Genomic DNA, 16,449 nt, shown 5'->3' with positions numbered 1-16,449 from the left:
GGGTTATGGTGTTAAGCAAGCGATCGCTTTGGTGGAGAAGTTGGTAAAATTAAATCCAGTCAGATCAACAACAACTTGATAATATAAAAAAAGAAATTGACATTATGGATAATTCTAACTTATCAGCTTCATCGAAACTAATTTGTATAGATTTAGGATGTGGAACTCATAAAGCTGAAGGTTTTATAGGCGTAGATGTAGTTACTGCTGATGGTGTAGATGTTATTGCTAATTTGAATGGTTATTTTCCATTTCCAGATAATAGTGTTGATTTTCTTAAAGCACATGATATTATTGAGCATCTGCCTGATAGAATCCACACAATGAATGAAATATGGAGAATATTAAAGCCAGATGGAATAGTTGACATTAGTGTACCATCAACTGATGGCAGAGGAGCATTTCAAGATCCTACCCATGTCAGTTTTTGGAATATTAATTCCTTTATGTATTATTGCCAAGAATTTCCTCCTTATTTAGCAGGTTGTCAAAGTCATTATGGTTTTAAAGGGGAATTTAGTATTGTTAGCATTGATGAGAAAAATTCGGGAAATCAAGTGATTCATGTTCATGCTGTATTAAAAGCTATAAAATCAGAAGAAAATAATTATCCACTAAATTTAAGAAATATTAATCTAATTATATTTCCAGATTGGAGTCAATCTATGGAGGTAATATTTGAACAATTGGTAAATTTATGTCAAGCTATTATTGACCATCCTAAAAGTAGAGAGATCACCTTACTTATTGATACCCAAAATACCAATCTCGAAGATACACAATTTTTATTAGCAGATGTCTTACTAAATCTTTGCTATGAGGAAAATATAGAAGCTAATAATGATAACTCTCCAGAATTTAATTTATTAAAAACAAATTCACCAGAAGAATATAAAGGTTTATTGCCAATTTTACACTCTAGAATTATTTTAGAAAATGAAAACAAAGAACTTATTAATCAAATAGGATTAGAACAGATACCTGCTTTTTCTGTAGAAAAATTAAAAAGTGCTGCACTAGCTGTAGAGAAATCACAACTATTAGATAATTTACCAAATACACAGTCACAACAACAAGAAAGTAGTTTATCCAAAGCTTATCAAAAATTTGCTGAACAAAAATTTCCTGAAGCCATAGAATTATTTAAACAAACAATCATTGAAAATCCTCAATTTTCTGAAACTGGCTTAATACCCTTAGCTCATAGCTTAATATTAGCTAATGATTGGCAAGAAATTTCCAGAAATTTACCGCCAGGTATTAATTATTTACAGACTTCTGGATGGTTAAATTCTTTATATTCAGGGAAACCTATTAATCAAGAAGCAAAACCTATTCCTTGGTACACTTATCCTGCTATAGAATTTATTGAAAATAAAATAGATAGTGATTTTCGTATTTTTGAATATGGTAGTGGGAATTCGTCTCTTTGGTGGTCGGAAAGAGTAACACAAGTAATTTCTATAGAAAGTGATGCAAACTGGTTTGGATATATCAAAGAAAATATGCCTTCAAATGTAGAACTATATTTGATTGAAGATGATTTAAAATATGCTTCTGCTATTAATCAATATGAAGATCATTCCTTTGATGTAATTATTGTTGATGGTAGCAATAGAAATCAATGTGCAGAATTTGCTATATCCAAAGTTAAAAATCAAGGATTTATCATTTTTGATAATACAGATGATCACAGACACGCACCAGGTGTGGAAAAATTACAAGCATCTGGATTTATCAGGATTGATTTTTATGGAATGATTCCTAGTTACCTTTATAAAAACTGTACTTCCATCTTCTTTAAAGATGTTAATCTTTTGTCAAGAGGAGGATTACCTAGCGAAAAACGCTCTTGTTTAGGAAGATCATGTTTTCAAATTACCAGTCCTGTAATTGCAATTTAAAAAGGAAAATTTAATGCTTGAGCTAAATTTAAAAGATATAAATTTAATAATCTTTCCAAATTGGAATCAATCTAGAGATATAATATTTGAAGAGTTGGTAAAAGTATGTAAAACTATTATCAATCATCCAAACACTAGTGTAATAAATCTACTAATTGATACTAACAACATAGATTTAGAAGATGCACAATTTTTATTAGCAGATGTATTGCTAAATATTTGCTACGATCAAAATTTAGAAAGTGATGATAATAATTCACCAGAATTTAATTTGCTAAAAATTAATTCATTAGAAGAATATAAAGGTATATTGCCACATTTGTATTCTAGAGTTATTGTAGAAAATGAAAACAAAGAACTTATTAATCAAATAGGATTAGAACAGATACCTGCTTTTTCTTTAGAAGAATTAAAAAGTGCTGCACTAGCTGTGAAGATCATGTTTTCAAATTACCAGTCCCGTAATTGCAATTTAAAAGGTAAAAGTTCATGAGTAAATGGCAATTAAAAACTCCAGTATGTTTTATCATTTTTAACCGTCCCGATGTAACTCAGCGAGTTTTTGAAAAAATTCGTGAAGCTAAACCTCCCAAATTATTGGTTATTGCTGATGGTGCAAGAGCGAATAAAATTGGAGAACAAGAAAAGTGTCTTGCTACTAGAGCAATTATTCATCAAGTTGACTGGAAGTGTGAAGTATTAACTAATTACTCTGATGTTAATTTAGGTTGTAGAAAGAGAATTTATACTGGACTAGATTGGGTATTTTCTCAAGTTGAAGAAGCAATTATTTTAGAAGATGATTGTCTCCCTGATCCTAGTTTCTTTCGCTTTTGTGAAGAATTATTAGAAGAGTATCGTCATAATACCAAAATCATGTTAGTTTCTGGACAAAATCTTCAGTTTGGACAAAAAAGACGAAATTATAGTTATTATTTTTCTCGTTATAATCATTGTTGGGGATGGGCTACTTGGAAAAGAGCATGGCAATATTATGATGATACTATGGAGCTTTGGCCTCTAGTTAAAAATGAAAATTGGCTATTTGATATTCTCCAAGATGAACAAGCATTTAGATATTGGTCAGCAACTTTCCAAGGTATGTATGAAGGTTTTGATACCTGGGATTATCCTTGGTTATTTGCTTGTTATATAAATCAAGGTTTAAGTGTTTTACCAAATATCAATTTAGTTTCTAATATTGGTTTTGGAAAAGAAGGAACTCATGCAACAGATACAAATAGTATTTTAGCTAATATACCAGTTGAAGAAATGCAGTTTCCTTTAAAACATCCTCCTTTCATAGTCAGAGATACCCAAGCAGATAATTTTACTGAAAGAACTTTTTATAGTGGATCTTTAGCTAAAACACAACAGACTATTAATATCACAGAATTATTGAATAATGCTATTCATTTACTGGATAAAAATACAAATAAAATCAATCTCCAAAATATAACTCTAGTCACCATATCTTCCGTAGAGATAGAACTTACTTTACTAAGTTTAGTAATTTCCAATTTAAACGCAAACTTTAATAGAGTATTGTTCTTTACATCTGAGGAAATTGATCAAAGTTATTTGGAACTTTTTCCCCAATTAGAAATTATTAAAATTCATCCTATCAAGAATTTAGTTGAATATAGCAGATTTATAATCAAAGAGCTTAATTCATTTATAGAGACTGAATTTTGCCTAGTTACACAAGGAGATGGTTTTATTATCAATCCTCAGTTGTGGTCAGAGGAATTTTTAAATTATGATTATATTGGCGCACCTTGGCGTAATCAATCTCATTTAGTTAACCCCCAAGGTCAGACAGTAGATATACTTGACTTAAATAAAAATAGAGTAGGTAATGGTGGTTTTTCTTTAAGAAGTAAAAAACTATTAGAAGTATGCTCAAAGTTAGATTTTGATCATACAAAAACATCTTCATTATCAGAATTATCAGAAGATTTGATTATCTGTCAATATTTTTATGAATGGTTTAAAGATCAAGGTATTAAATTTGCACCTTTAGAAGTGGCTATTAAATTTAGTTTTGAGCAAACTATAGAAGAAATTGAAAACTTCTCTTGGGAAAACACCTTTGGATTTCATGGAAAACCTCATGTTATCTCTGTCTTAAATAAATTATCGCAAGACTGGTATAGATATTTTAATTCGGAAAAATACCAAAACAGCAACCTGATAAATGACTTGAAATTACAAGAAATTAATATAGTTATTTTCCCAGATTGGTCAGTAGATGAAGATAATTTAGGCTGGGAATTACAGCAAGTTATTCAAATTTTAGCAAATCATAAAAGTAAAATTACACTTTTAATTGATGTTGGGGATACTTCCGCAGAAGAAGCGGATATTGTTCTAGCGGCTATAGCTATGAATCTCATGATGGAAGCAGAAATAGATATAACTGAGGAATTAACAATTTCTTTAGTCATTGATTTGAATGAAATTCAGTGGCAAAATTTAATTCCTCGTATTAATGCGAGAGTTTCTTTACAACATGAAAATCAAAAGGTAATTGTCAACAAACAAGTAGAGCAAATTCCTTTATATTCTCTGGAAAATTTAAAAGAAGCAAGTGCAGAACAGTTTTTTTTTCAACTAGGAAATAGCTTATTTTTTCAAAGCAAGTATCAAGAAGCAATTATACAATATCAAAAATTCCAACAAATTCAAATAGGTAATCCTGAATTTTACTGGAGTTTTAGCGAATGTTTCAGACAACTTAATCTTCTTGAACAATGTTTTGCTGTTCTTCAAGCAGGAATTAAACTATATCCACTTGATGTAAAACTTCACTTCACTGTAATTGTTAATTATCAAATGAGTGGACGTATTCAAGAGGCAATTAGGGCTGCTAATATAGCTTTAGAAAACTTACCTAATAATCGCACATTTCAATTACTTTTTAATCTTCTCTTACCTAGTGTTTATGATCAAGTAGAAGAAATTGATGCTTACCGAAAAAGATTTAAGCAAGGACTTGATAATTTAATTAATAATATTCCCCTCAATAATATTGAAGACCAACAAAATACCCTCATTGCTACCAGTTGTTGGACAAACTTTTATCTTCCTTATCAAGCAGATAATGTTCTAGTTTTACAATCTCAATATGGTAATTGGCTTCATCAAATTATGAAAGCTAATTATCCTCAGTGGAGTATGCCATTATTAATGCCTCCTCTCAAAGAAAATCATAAAATCCGCATCGGTTATGCTTCTAACTATCTACATTCTTATAGCGGAACACTGTGGTTAACTGGTTGGTTAAAATACTGTGATCATGATAACTTTGAAATTTACTGTTACTACACAGGTAATCAACCAGATCCAATTACTGAAAAATTTCAAGAATATAGCGATTTTTTCTATCATATTCCTGGGAATTTACCAGCAGTTTGTCAACAGATAATGACTGATAAACTACACATTTTAGTATATCCTGAAATTGGTATGGATGCACCAACCATGCAAATGGCAGGGTTGCGACTTGCACCTGTACAATGTACAGCTTGGGGACACCCTGTAACCACAGGTTTACCAACAATTGATTATTTTTTATCTAGCCAATTAATGGAAGGAGAAAATGCTCAAGAACATTATTCAGAAAAATTGATTTTATTACCTAATATTGGTGTTGCTTACCCCGAACCTTATATTCCCCCAGTTGTTAAAACTCGTTCAAATTACGGTTTAAGTGATAATGATATAATTTATTTATGTTGTCAAGCACCTTTTAAATACTTACCCCAATACGATTTCATATTAGCAGAAATTGCTAGTCGCGTCTCTCAAGCTAAATTTGTCTTTTTACGAGGTACCGTATTAAAGACTCGTTTAGAACGTGCTTTTGCTGCGGTAGGGCTAAATAGTGAAGATTACTGTGTCCACCTGAATATTCCAGCACGACTAGATTATGTAATGATTAATTTGCTTTCAGACGTTTACTTAGACACATTTACTTGGTCAGGTGGTAACACTAGCTTAGAAGCTATAGCTTGCAATCTTCCCATTGTCACTTGTCCGGGGGAATTTATGCGTGGCCGTCATACAGATAGTTTTTTAAAACTACTAGGAGTAACAGACACTATTGCTAAAAATGAAGCAGAATATATTGATATTGCTGTGAAATTAGGAATAGATAAAAATTGGCGAAATAGTATTTCAGAAATGATGAGTCAAAATCATAATTATCTATTTGATGATCAAGCTTGTATAGTGGGACTAGAAGCATTTTATAAAGAAGTTGTCAACGGGAATAGAAACTAAGAAAACGATCATGGGAACTGCTATAATCTCAGTTTTAAATATAGCACTTCCCCATTTTACAAGGTATATATCTAGCGGGCAAAATGCCCGCACCACAAGAGTTTGATGATTCAATTTTGTACCTCATCAGTGCGGAAAACGCTGTATACTGAGATGATCAAAATCTTGTTATGATTATCAATCAGTTATATAGATTTCGCAAGCGTTATTGGGACTTTCAACGAGTTTAACTTTGTAAAGTTTCGCTCCTAATTCTTGAATAGGCGATCGCAAAGTATTACTAATATAAAGAGCAATATTTTCTGCAGTTGGTACAACTTTAGCAAAGAAAGGAATATCTTTATTTAAAAAAGTGTAATCAAATGGCTCAACAATGTAATCTGTAATTACCTGATTTAAAGCCCCTAAATCAATAACCATCCCTGTAGAGGGGTCAATTTCTCCCTTAACAGTCAGTTCTAATTGATAATTATGACCATGTCCATTTATACGAGCGCATTTACCATAAATTTCTGTATTTTCTGGTAAACTCAAATCAGGGTGAGCCAATCTGTGAGCCGAGCTAAAGTGAGTGCTAATGTTGAGATAACCCTGCATATCATTACCCGTATAATCTGCCCAAAGTTGATGACTTTCAAACAGTTTAACGTTGGATAGTTTCACTCCCAATTCATCAATTGGTGATTCTAGTAGATTACTAATGTAACGGGCAATATTCTCTGTTGTCGGCACAATATCGGCAAAATAAGGAATATCATCATTTAAACAAGAGTGATCAAATATTTTAACTACATAATCTTCTACTACTTGATTTAAAGCGGCTACATTTACAACCATACCAGTGCGTGAATCTATTTCCCCCTCTACAGTCACTTCTAGATGATAGTTGTGCCCGTGGGTGTTGGTATACTTACCATATTTTTCAGCACTGAGGTTAGGCGCTAGACGGTGAGCAGCGCTAAAATGAGTTCTAATAGTCAAATCAGCTTGTTTTCCCTCTCCTCTATAATCTGCCCAAAGTTGAGGATTTTCAAATAACTGGACACGAACCAAAGGTAAGTGAGGTGCTAAACGTTGCCAAATCACCCTGGCAATATTTTCCGTACTGGGGAGAGTTGGTTGAAATTCTGTCCACACGTCATTGAGATAGGAAAAATCTAGTTGACCAGTAATTTCCCTTTTGATAACGTGTTTCACATCAGACAGGTTCAGCACCATTCCATACTCATCTATTTCCCCAAGCATGGATATGAATAAAACATAGTTGTGTCCGTGTCCAGGAAATTTCGAGTAAGCACCAAATTTTTGCAAATTCTCGATTTCACTCAGTTCTGGCAACCAATACCGAGAAATTGCTGAAAACTGATCACGACGATTAACAATACATTGCATAAATACACTCAAAACAGAGAATTTAATATTTCTTAAACTTTTACTGTTTACAGTATAAACCAATTTGTTACTTCTATGTCTCTTATTTTAATGGCAGAGGTTAATAATATATATTTAGTCTCTTGTTTGATAAGATAAACTAATAATGAGTAATATGAAGAATTTAAAGGTAATAATCAGTGGTAAATTATACCAATAAAAACAATAAATCTCGTATTGTTATCATTGGTGCAGGTATAGGTGGACTTACAGCCGGAGCATTATTAGCACATAGAGGCTATAATGTCCTTATTCTTGACCAAGCAATAGTTCCCGGTGGTTGTGCTTCCACTTTTAAGCGTCAAGGATTTACCTTTGATGTTGGTGCGACGCAAGTTGCAGGTTTAGAACCTGGGGGAATTCATCACCGCATTTTCTCGGAATTAAATATAGAATTACCCGCAGCTACACCTTGTGACCCAGCTTGTGCGGTATATCTTCCAGGAGAGTCTACACCCATTAATGTGTGGCGTGATGCAGAAAAATGGCAAGAAGAACGCCAAAAACAGTTTCCGGGAAGTGAATCTTTTTGGCAATTATTAACAACTTTATTTAATGCTAGTTGGGAATTTCAAGGACGTGATCCTGTGTTACCACCGCGTAATTTATGGGATTTAAAACAATTAATTAAAGCAGTGCGTCCGAGTACATTTCTAACTGCACCTTTTACTTTATTTACAGTGGGAGATGCCTTAAGATTATGTGGTTTAGGAAATGACAAAAGATTGCGGACATTTTTAGATTTACAACTTAAATTATATTCCCAAGTCAGTGCAGAAGAAACCGCTTTACTTTATGCAGCTACAGCTTTGAATGTATCCCAATTACCCCAAGGATTATTTCATTTACAAGGGAGTATGCAAGTTTTGAGCGATCGCTTGGTAGAATCTTTAGAACGAGATGGTGGTAAATTATTAATGAGACATACTGTCGAAAAAATCAAAATTGCAAATAACCAAGCTAAATCTGTAATCATTAAAAATCAGAAAACCGGAGAAATTTGGACAGAATCAGCAGATCATATAATTGCTAACGTCACCGTTCAGAACTTAGTCCAATTATTAGGAGAAAATGCACCTTTAGGATATAAACAAAGAGTAGAAAAAATTCCCCCAGCTTCCGGTGCTTTTGTGGTTTATATAGGTGTAGATAAAAGTGCAATTCCTCCTAATTGTCCACCGCATTTACAATTTCTATATGATATTAACGGACCAATTGGCGAAAATAATTCTCTATTTGTATCTGTAAGTCATGAAGGAGACGGCCGCGCACCATTAGGAAAAGCCACAATTATTGCTTCTTCCTTTGTTGATTTTACGACCTGGTGGGAAACTGAAAATTACGAAGAGTTAAAACAAAAATTCACCCAAGAAGCAATATCCAAACTTTCCCAATATTTCTATTTAAAACCAGAAACTATCATTTATGTAGAAGCAGCCACACCTCGCACCTTTGCTAATTATACAGGCAGAGAAAAGGGAATTGTCGGCGGTATTGGTCAAAGAATTTCTACCTTTGGACCCTTTGGTTTTGCTAATCGGACTCCTATTAATAATTTGTGGTTAGTTGGTGATTCTACCCACCCTGGAGAAGGAACTGCGGGGGTCAGTTATTCAGCTTTGACGGTAGTTAGACAAATTCAAAATCAAGGGTAGAATTGTACTTTTGTACTTCTGGCATTACTGGGGGACTCAACTTTAGAAGTTATGAAGACAGTGGGTGTTAATCTAGGAACAAAACTCACAAAATCACTGATTAGTCAAATACCAGGAAAAGTATTAATAGAAATTAATAAAAAAGTTGGTTTTAGGTTAATTACTAAAGCAGGAGAGAAAGGAGTTGTCAATTTAATGAAGTTAGTCCCTATCGTTGGTGGTGTAGTTGGAGCGGGCTTTGATGGCACATTTGTTAATAAATGTGGTAATGTAGCAAAAAATCTATTTAATTAGTCAATAATTTGAAATATGGTAACAACAGCAATACCGGGAGAAACCAGAGTTTTACTTGAAAACATCACCTGGCAAACATTTAAAACCATGTTGGCTGAAATGGGTTCAGAACGCGCAAATAAAATTTCTTATCGTCAGGGAAATATAGAAGTTATGACACCACTCAAACCTCACGAAAGCTCAAACCGTCTAATTGAGGTTTTTGTTGGGGTATTGTGTGAAGAATTGGGATTAGAAGTTAATCGAGTCGGTTCACTCACATTAACTAGGGATGATTTAGAATATGGTGCAGAACCAGATAGCAGTTATTACATCCAAAATGAGTTATTAGTGAGAGAAAAAGAGAATATTGATTTAGCATTTGATCCACCTCCAGACTTAGTATTAGAAGTAGAATATTCTCGACCAAAAATAGACAAATTTAAACTTTACGCTGCAATGGGAATTCCCGAATTTTGGCATTATAACGGAACTACATTAAGAGTCTACATCCTTGCAAACGGGCAATATTCAGAAACTCAAACTAGCCCCACATTTGCAGTGATACCAATTAAAGAAATCCCCAGATTTATCGAAGAAAGCAAAAAAATTGGACAAATTGCCGTAACTCGTGCCTTTCGCACTTGGGTTAAATTAAAAGCCTCAGAATAATTTGTAATTCAAAATTAACACGTTGCTAAATTAAGTATGAAATTGAAAAATCAAGGATTCCTCACTTTGCTCGTTTCCGCTTTTACGTGAGGCTAATTCATACTTAAAATTAGCAAAATTATAAATTAATTACTAATTAATTACTAACTCCTGAAGGCTGAAATTCTTCTACTGGTGTTGCTTCTGGCGTGGATTCCACTGATGGAGTAAGTGGTGATTTGGGAATCAGTAATTGCCGCCAAGTTCTAATTTGTTCCCTAGCATCAGTATAAGCACTACTACCACGAGGGATTAACTTCGCTGTATCAATAGCTTTGGCAACATCATCTTCACTTTGAGAACGTGCTATTTGTAATAATTGTTGACTCCATTGGTCAATGGCAATGTTCACATCTAAACGCAAACTGTTACGATTAGATACCCGATTTGCCAACTCGATAGCTTGAACCAAAGCTTCTGGAGTGCCAGCAACTGCAACTTGTTTGGCTTTTTGCCAACTATCTTTAGCGCGAATTTGCTCCTCCCAAGTATCTACCAAGGATTGGGCTTCACCAGACAAAGCCCGTCTTGACGAAGCAATTTTTTTAGCTTCACTAATAGCATTTGTCCAATTACCGCTATCTGCTAACGCCCTAGCTTGATCTAAATATGGTTGGTCTTGAATCCGCTCAATCTTGTCCGTCCATAGTCTAATCTTTTTCCTCGCTTCTGGATATAATTCTCGTCCAGAACGAATTTGATTAAGTTCAGCGATCGCTATTTGTAATGAGTTAACATCTTCATTAATAGCTATTTGTTCCGCCCGATCTAAATATGGTTGATCTTCAATAGACTCTACTTGGCCACGCCAGCGTCTAATTTCTTGACGCGCTTCCCTAGAACGGGGATTATTAGCAGGAATTAGCTGTAATTCGGAAATTGCTGCCGTTAAATCATTAATTGTGCCTTGACTGGCTAAACTCCGGCCTCTTTCTAACCGAGAAACATCTTCAATTTCCAATTGCCAACGGGCAATTAATTGTTGTGCTTCATTATAAATATCCCTAGAAGCATCTATTTGTTGAGCTTGGGAAATTGCCGTTTCTAACCCAGACGCAGTCCCAATAAAAGCACTTTTTTGAGCTTCACCCAAAACCATAAAATCATCAACTTCCGCTTGCAATTCAGTAATTGGCGGAATTTGTCGGGCAATTTCCAACGCTGTATTAGCATCCCTCTCTTTCATTTTAGCCTGTGCTAACCTGAGCATTTTGCGAGCAAAGCCTGATATTAACTCTTCAGCTTTTTGATATAGATAGCTATCTGGTTTAATCGTTTGAGCTAATTTAACAGCTTTGAGTAAACTATCTACATTGCTACTTTTCGCTAAAGCTTCCGCCTTATAAAGTTTATCCCCATCTTCCCGCGCCGTGACAATAATGTTATTTAATTGATCGTATTTAGTGCTTGCCCAGTATTTATTATCTACACGCAGCAATTTAGATGTGAGCATAAAAGCCGATTGCCAATGTCGTTGACGCAGTTCCTTTTCAGCTTCTTGGTAAATTTCTTCCGCTTTTGACCAAATCATCTGCCATTTTTGAATTTGCCCCTCTACCAATTCACTAACTTTGACATCAGTAGGAATTTGACGGGCTGTAGCAATTGCTGCCTCCAAATTTCCAGATTGGAAACTCTGATCAGCTAATTTTAAAATATCCCGTGACCATTCTTCCAAAAGACGATTAATTTCCCCCCGCAAAGGATGATTTTCTGGAAGTTGCTTCACCAGAGTAATCGCTTGTAACAAATCCTTAATAGTTTGCTTAGAAGCAGCCAACTGAGCACAATGCAACCTAACAGACGCACTAGCCAAAGGCCAGAAAATCTGTGGACAATTAGGAGCAGAAGGCAGCTTAAACAATATAGATATAGCCAGAAAACCAATACTACCAGGAATCAAAGTCAGGATTATCGCCCAAGACACCCAGCTTTTAGTCCAGCGGGGCAACTTCTCAGTTAAAACATTAAGATTAAAATTTGAATCACTATTTATAACCAAACCTTTGTTATCTTTACCTGTTCTTTTCTGCACAGACTGAGAATGAGAACCAACCCCAGTCAGATCAGTAGTTTGATGATCTGATATATAATTGGGGTTCAGCCCAATTGGTTCTCCTGTTTGGTCTTGAGACCAATTATCTGGAATATCCCGTTCTGTCATTGCTCACACCACACGAATTGAATAGCGATATGAAAGTAGATAGATCCATATAGATAATTTTATGTTTGCTATCCTAACTTTCCCATCTAGAAAAACCCATTCTTGGCACTCATCACTCCATCAATAACATTACTGTATCTTGGTTTGAGTATGAGTGCTTACATTAACCAGATTCTTGTAAATCTCCAATTAACTGGGTTAAATCATCACTACTTGCCTGATAAATATTACCGCAAAAGTCACAAATTGCTTCTGCACCATTATCTTTAAGAATCATGTCTTGCAGTTCAGCCACTCCCAATATTTTCAGTGCCCCTAGCACCCGATCAAAAGAGCAGCCACAATGAAAGCGTAGCATTTGAGTTTCAGGAAATATGTTCAATCCCATATCTCCTAACAAATCGTTAAAAATTTCTATCAGTGTCTTACCTGCTTGGAGTAATGGTGTAAACCCGGATAAAGCTGAAACCCGTGATTCTAATGTAGCCACTAAGGCTTCATCCTGAGCCGCCTTGGGTAACACTTGTATTAGTATCCCCCCTGCTGAGGTTACGCCCTGCTTCCCCACAAATACGCCCAAAACTAAAGCTGAAGGAGTTTGTTCTGAACTTGCTAAATAGTGGGCAACATCGTCACCTATTTCCCCAGACACCAGTTCTACGGTACTAGAGTAAGGAAAACCATAACCAATATCCCGGACTACATAAAGAAAGCCTTTGCCCACAGCCCTACCAACATCCAGTTTACCCCGACTATTGGGTGGTAATTCCACAGATGGATTACCAACATAGCCCCTGACCGTGCCATCTAAGCCCGCATCTGCTAATATACCACCTAAAGGACCATCTCCCTTAATTCGAACATTCACCCTGGAGCCGACCCGTTTCATACTAGAAGCCATTAATAAACCGGCAGCCATACTTCTTCCCAATGCTGCTGTTGCCACATAAGATAGTTTATGGCGTTGTCGGGCTTCTTCTGTTAATCGGGTGGTAATCACGCCAACTGCTCTGATACCACCATCTGTCGTGGTCGCACGAATTAATTGATCTGCCATGAAAAACCTAACAATTCTTGACAAGGTAACTTTTATATTTTAGGTGGTTTCGTGACTAGGGAAGAGGTAGGGGATAGAGGAGAATATTTTTTTCACCAATTATTAATTACCGATCATTATGCTAGGTACATTTCAACAAAGCCAAATCCGCATCGAAGTTTCTGCATCAGCTAATGCCATTCATGACAGTATTCTCCATCCCGCAGAACTAAAAAAATGGCTCTTGGGGCAAAGTTTCCCCCCGGAAATGCCGATAAAATTACCCCTAGGATTTGAGTTCACTACAATGACAGGACTTATCTCTATTCATCATCGAGTAGATGTAGTTAAACCCAATTGTCTACGGTTATTACTCAGTGGTAGCATTGATGGCTTTCACGAATGGTATTGGGGTGAGGGCTGGGTACAATCCCGTTTAGAAGGTATATCTATGTTACCCCTCAGTTTAGGACAAACTCTCAGTTTAATCAGCTTACGGCAATTTTTGACCGGAATTAAGTAACTTTTTCTTCTTTCCTCTTGTTTACCAGTGTTTCTGGGAGCGAAAAATATCGCTTAATAATTAAGATATCCATAGAAGCACTCCTCCTGTCGATAAAACGCAAATAATTCCTGTTAACCCCCCTAGGGGTTTTTTATTTATACCTGTTACCCATGGAGATACTTTGTCTGTGTAAGTGATTAATTCCGCTGTATCTATAGTAGCGATCGCCCATACCCAACCAGCATGAAGTCCCCAGGCTATCCCTAAATTATTATCATCAGCTAATCTCGCTAATACTAATACCATGCCCATTAGCCATAATCCAGGTAGTTGAGGAATCGTTTCTTTTTGTTCCCATAACAAATGCAAGACAGCAAAAATCAAGCTAGAAATAATTGCCCCTAACCAAATTGAATAATTCTGTTCTAACTTAGTCAATAAAAAGCCCCGAAATATCAGTTCTTCTATTCCTCCGACAAACAAAGCTACTAGGGAAATTATCAATAAGTTAGATGGTATTAACTTGAAATGAGATTTTTCTAAATAGCACCAACCGACGTAAAGTTGCCCAAAAAATACTATAGCTAGGCCGAAAACGCCCAAGCTAAAACCTAGAAAGAAAGAACTAACAACAGAAACTTTCCCTACTAGTCCGTAATCAGTGAAAGAACCCAATTTCAACCATTGGAATCCCCATAGAATCAGAGGGACTAATAAATAGAGAGATACCAATAAAGGAATTTTTTGCTCTGTTTGTAAAGATTTGTCTATTTGCCAATTCAAGGTAATGGCTAAAATTGCTACTAATGGCAACCAACAACTTACCCAGATCATAAAAAAAGCTATGACCAAAAATACTGGTGTATCTTTGAGAAACTCCAGTAAAGTATTGGCCAAAGATACTAAAAATGACAGTGGAATAGACATAAAAAACATGACTAACTTCCCGCAACAATAGATTTCTTGACTAATAATCAAGACTCTACTAGAATTTGTGACTAATGGAAGAGTCCAAAACGTTTTTCTATGTCTTATTCAACTGAAATTATTTAACTACAGCTATTAATTAGCGGTAGCTTCAGGGATAAATTATTCAGCATTGACTTTTAAGTTACCCCTAATAGGTGAAAAAATTTATTCTTCTGCGTCTGATTCATCAGTATCATCATCAGACTGGGTTAATTGTTTGTCACTTTCACCGAGTTGAATCAAGTGAATATGTTTGTAACCTAGTCTAATTTCAAATTCATCACCGGGCTTTAAGTTCATAGCTTTGGTGTAGGTTGCACCAATCACGATTTGACCATTCTGATGAACACTGACCCGATATGTCGGTTCGCGGCCACGCCCATCTTTTGGTGCTTCTGGGCTGAGGGGAATACCTCTAGCTGACAGTAAAGCATCATAAAAATCTGTTAAATTAACCCGAACTTGGCTATTTTTGGTAACAGTGTAATAACCACATTGCTTGGCTCTTTCCCGACGTGGTAAGTTTGAAAGTTCTTTAACTTTCGCTAACAATGTTTTTCCAGTTAATGGGGCAGTTGCAATTTCAGCCATTATGTTCTAATTTTCCTTAATCTCTTCAAAATGTTAGCGGAAAATGGACTTAGCCATTCAAAAATTTTCTTTAAGTCTAGTATGGACAATAGGCACAACTGGACTTCAGAAATCAACGAACATGAGGGTGATGAGTGAATTCCTGCTGATATGGAAGTAACAAGGGAATCTCTGATAGATGACTATAATTCGATTCTCTGTTATAGTTGCCACAAAAATTTATTGTCACTAATTTTACTGCGTTTTTAACCATCATTAACCATCAGAAATTAAATTATTTTCCCTTTGGGTGCTACTGTAGCGGTGTAACTTCAAGCCACCTTTACAAATCAGGTTAGTTCTACTCCAAAAAAGTTAATGCAGTTCGGTCTTGGGGTTTCCTCAAATCGAGGAACTGCCATTCTTTGTGCCAATAAATTACAGGTTTTTCACACTCGGTGTTAATCTTACTCGCCTTTGATATAGATTAGCACCCAATCATCATCTTTAGCTGTGCTTATGCGGCTATTGTTTCTGATTTTGTTAGTTCGTAATTTTCTATTAAATAGTAGCATGAAATAATAATAGCAAAATATTTTTTGAATTTAAATTTTAAATTGAAACTAAATTTTGATCTATATCCCTGGAGTAGAGGGGGTAAAACCAGTAAAGATTTTCCCTATGGTTGATGCTGTCATAAGGATGATGTCAAGACTTTTATAAAAGTTAATCTATTTTGGACTAGCTTTTTTGTGAGTCAGTTAAAGTTTATAATTTTATAGCTTCACTACGTTAGCTATGAGTGACTAGAAACAAAAAACGGGCTGGAAAGTCTCCGCGATTGATTACCGTCAGATTCCAAGCTCTGATAGCGAAGCGCTCCGCAGGAATCAAATTGTCCACGTCTGTCTAGGGAAAGAATAAATTTACCACATCTATTGAGTATT

General features: G+C 35.3%; 11 protein-coding genes and 2 pseudogenes. 7 read left to right on the top strand and 6 right to left on the bottom strand.

The genetic code is table 11. The features are described from left to right. Positions 1–104: 104 nt before the first annotated feature. From H6G44_RS19960 to H6G44_RS19955, 3 genes are read left to right on the top strand one after another with little or no spacing between them, the layout of a single operon-like run. The gene (locus H6G44_RS19960; protein ID WP_199291723.1) at positions 105–1,904 is read left to right on the top strand and encodes a methyltransferase domain-containing protein; all 1,800 of its coding nucleotides are present in this window, start codon (positions 105–107) and stop codon (positions 1,902–1,904) included. Positions 1,905–1,917: 13 nt separating this feature from the next. Continuing rightward, on the top strand, positions 1,918–2,397 hold the full coding sequence (locus H6G44_RS02705; RefSeq protein ID WP_190385519.1) for a hypothetical protein: 480 nt from the start codon (positions 1,918–1,920) through the stop codon (positions 2,395–2,397). Next, positions 2,394–6,188 carry a DUF5672 family protein gene (locus H6G44_RS19955; RefSeq protein ID WP_242031652.1) on the top strand — a complete coding sequence of 1,265 codons (3,795 nt, stop codon included), beginning with the start codon at positions 2,394–2,396 and terminating at the stop codon, positions 6,186–6,188. The genes H6G44_RS02705 and H6G44_RS19955 overlap by 4 nt, the downstream gene beginning before the upstream one ends. A 177-nt stretch (positions 6,189–6,365) precedes the next feature. Here the strand turns inward: H6G44_RS19955 and H6G44_RS20795 are convergent. Together H6G44_RS20795 and H6G44_RS20790 are read right to left on the bottom strand one after the other, a co-directional pair. Then, positions 6,366–6,758: pseudogene (locus H6G44_RS20795) on the bottom strand (6-carboxytetrahydropterin synthase); the annotation flags it as partial. Between the two features lie 45 nt (positions 6,759–6,803). Further along, a pseudogene (locus H6G44_RS20790) lies at positions 6,804–7,580 on the bottom strand (6-pyruvoyl trahydropterin synthase family protein); the annotation flags it as partial. A gap of 179 nt (positions 7,581–7,759) precedes the next feature. Between H6G44_RS20790 and crtD the strand changes: the two are divergent. Genes crtD through H6G44_RS02675 form a run of 3 tightly spaced genes read left to right on the top strand, consistent with a single transcriptional unit; the run spans position 7,760 to position 10,219 of the window. Further along, positions 7,760–9,274, top strand: a complete 1,515-nt coding sequence (gene crtD, locus H6G44_RS02685) for a C-3',4' desaturase CrtD (RefSeq protein ID WP_190385521.1) — start codon at positions 7,760–7,762, stop codon at positions 9,272–9,274. Between the two features lie 51 nt (positions 9,275–9,325). Then, entirely contained in the window at positions 9,326–9,568 is a 243-nt protein-coding gene (locus H6G44_RS02680) for a hypothetical protein (protein WP_190385522.1), read from the top strand. A 15-nt stretch (positions 9,569–9,583) separates the two neighbouring features. Then, on the top strand, positions 9,584–10,219 hold the full coding sequence (locus H6G44_RS02675) for a Uma2 family endonuclease (RefSeq protein ID WP_190385523.1): 636 nt from the start codon (positions 9,584–9,586) through the stop codon (positions 10,217–10,219). Positions 10,220–10,355: 136 nt separating this feature from the next. On the opposite strand, the gene H6G44_RS02670 is transcribed toward H6G44_RS02675, so the two are convergent. Both H6G44_RS02670 and hslO read right to left on the bottom strand, forming a co-directional pair. Next, complete coding sequence (locus H6G44_RS02670) at positions 10,356–12,422, bottom strand: chromosome segregation ATPase (protein WP_190385524.1); 2,067 nt, start codon at positions 12,420–12,422, stop codon at positions 10,356–10,358. A 163-nt stretch (positions 12,423–12,585) separates the two neighbouring features. After that, positions 12,586–13,479 (bottom strand): Hsp33 family molecular chaperone HslO, encoded by an 894-nt coding sequence (hslO, locus tag H6G44_RS02665; protein WP_190385525.1) that lies wholly within the window; start codon positions 13,477–13,479, stop codon positions 12,586–12,588. A 118-nt stretch (positions 13,480–13,597) separates the two neighbouring features. Between hslO and H6G44_RS02660 the strand changes: the two genes are divergently transcribed. After that, on the top strand, positions 13,598–13,981 hold the full coding sequence (locus H6G44_RS02660; RefSeq protein WP_190385526.1) for a hypothetical protein: 384 nt from the start codon (positions 13,598–13,600) through the stop codon (positions 13,979–13,981). Positions 13,982–14,041: 60 nt separating this feature from the next. On the opposite strand, the gene H6G44_RS02655 is transcribed toward H6G44_RS02660, so the two are convergent. Then, on the bottom strand, positions 14,042–14,899 hold the full coding sequence (locus H6G44_RS02655) for a CPBP family intramembrane glutamic endopeptidase (RefSeq protein WP_190385527.1): 858 nt from the start codon (positions 14,897–14,899) through the stop codon (positions 14,042–14,044). Positions 14,900–15,097: 198 nt separating this feature from the next. Beyond that, a complete protein-coding gene (locus H6G44_RS02650; protein WP_190385528.1) occupies positions 15,098–15,523 on the bottom strand; it encodes an AbrB family transcriptional regulator in 426 nt (141 codons plus the stop codon). Between the last annotated feature and the right edge of the window lie 926 nt (positions 15,524–16,449).

The organism is Aphanizomenon flos-aquae FACHB-1287 (genome assembly GCF_014698755.1).
Taxonomy (GTDB): domain Bacteria; phylum Cyanobacteriota; class Cyanobacteriia; order Cyanobacteriales; family Nostocaceae; genus Dolichospermum; species Dolichospermum flosaquae.
The sequence above is the reverse complement of the archived record's forward strand: the minus strand, read 5'-3'. Positions and strand labels throughout refer to the sequence as shown.

Bases quoted from the DNA above. Each gene is read 5' to 3' on its own strand.
- H6G44_RS19960 (WP_199291723.1), top strand. From the start codon at position 105: ATGGATAATTCTAACTTATCAGCTTCATCGAAACTAATTTGTATAGAT.
- H6G44_RS02705 (WP_190385519.1), top strand. From the start codon at position 1,918: ATGCTTGAGCTAAATTTAAAAGATATAAATTTAATAATCTTTCCAAAT.
- H6G44_RS19955 (WP_242031652.1), top strand. From the start codon at position 2,394: ATGAGTAAATGGCAATTAAAAACTCCAGTATGTTTTATCATTTTTAAC.
- H6G44_RS02680 (WP_190385522.1), top strand. From the start codon at position 9,326: ATGAAGACAGTGGGTGTTAATCTAGGAACAAAACTCACAAAATCACTG.
- H6G44_RS02675 (WP_190385523.1), top strand. From the start codon at position 9,584: ATGGTAACAACAGCAATACCGGGAGAAACCAGAGTTTTACTTGAAAAC.
- H6G44_RS02670 (WP_190385524.1), bottom strand. From the start codon at position 12,422: ATGACAGAACGGGATATTCCAGATAATTGGTCTCAAGACCAAACAGGA.
- hslO (WP_190385525.1), bottom strand. From the start codon at position 13,479: ATGGCAGATCAATTAATTCGTGCGACCACGACAGATGGTGGTATCAGA.
- H6G44_RS02660 (WP_190385526.1), top strand. From the start codon at position 13,598: ATGCTAGGTACATTTCAACAAAGCCAAATCCGCATCGAAGTTTCTGCA.
- H6G44_RS02655 (WP_190385527.1), bottom strand. From the start codon at position 14,899: ATGTTTTTTATGTCTATTCCACTGTCATTTTTAGTATCTTTGGCCAAT.
- H6G44_RS02650 (WP_190385528.1), bottom strand. From the start codon at position 15,523: ATGGCTGAAATTGCAACTGCCCCATTAACTGGAAAAACATTGTTAGCG.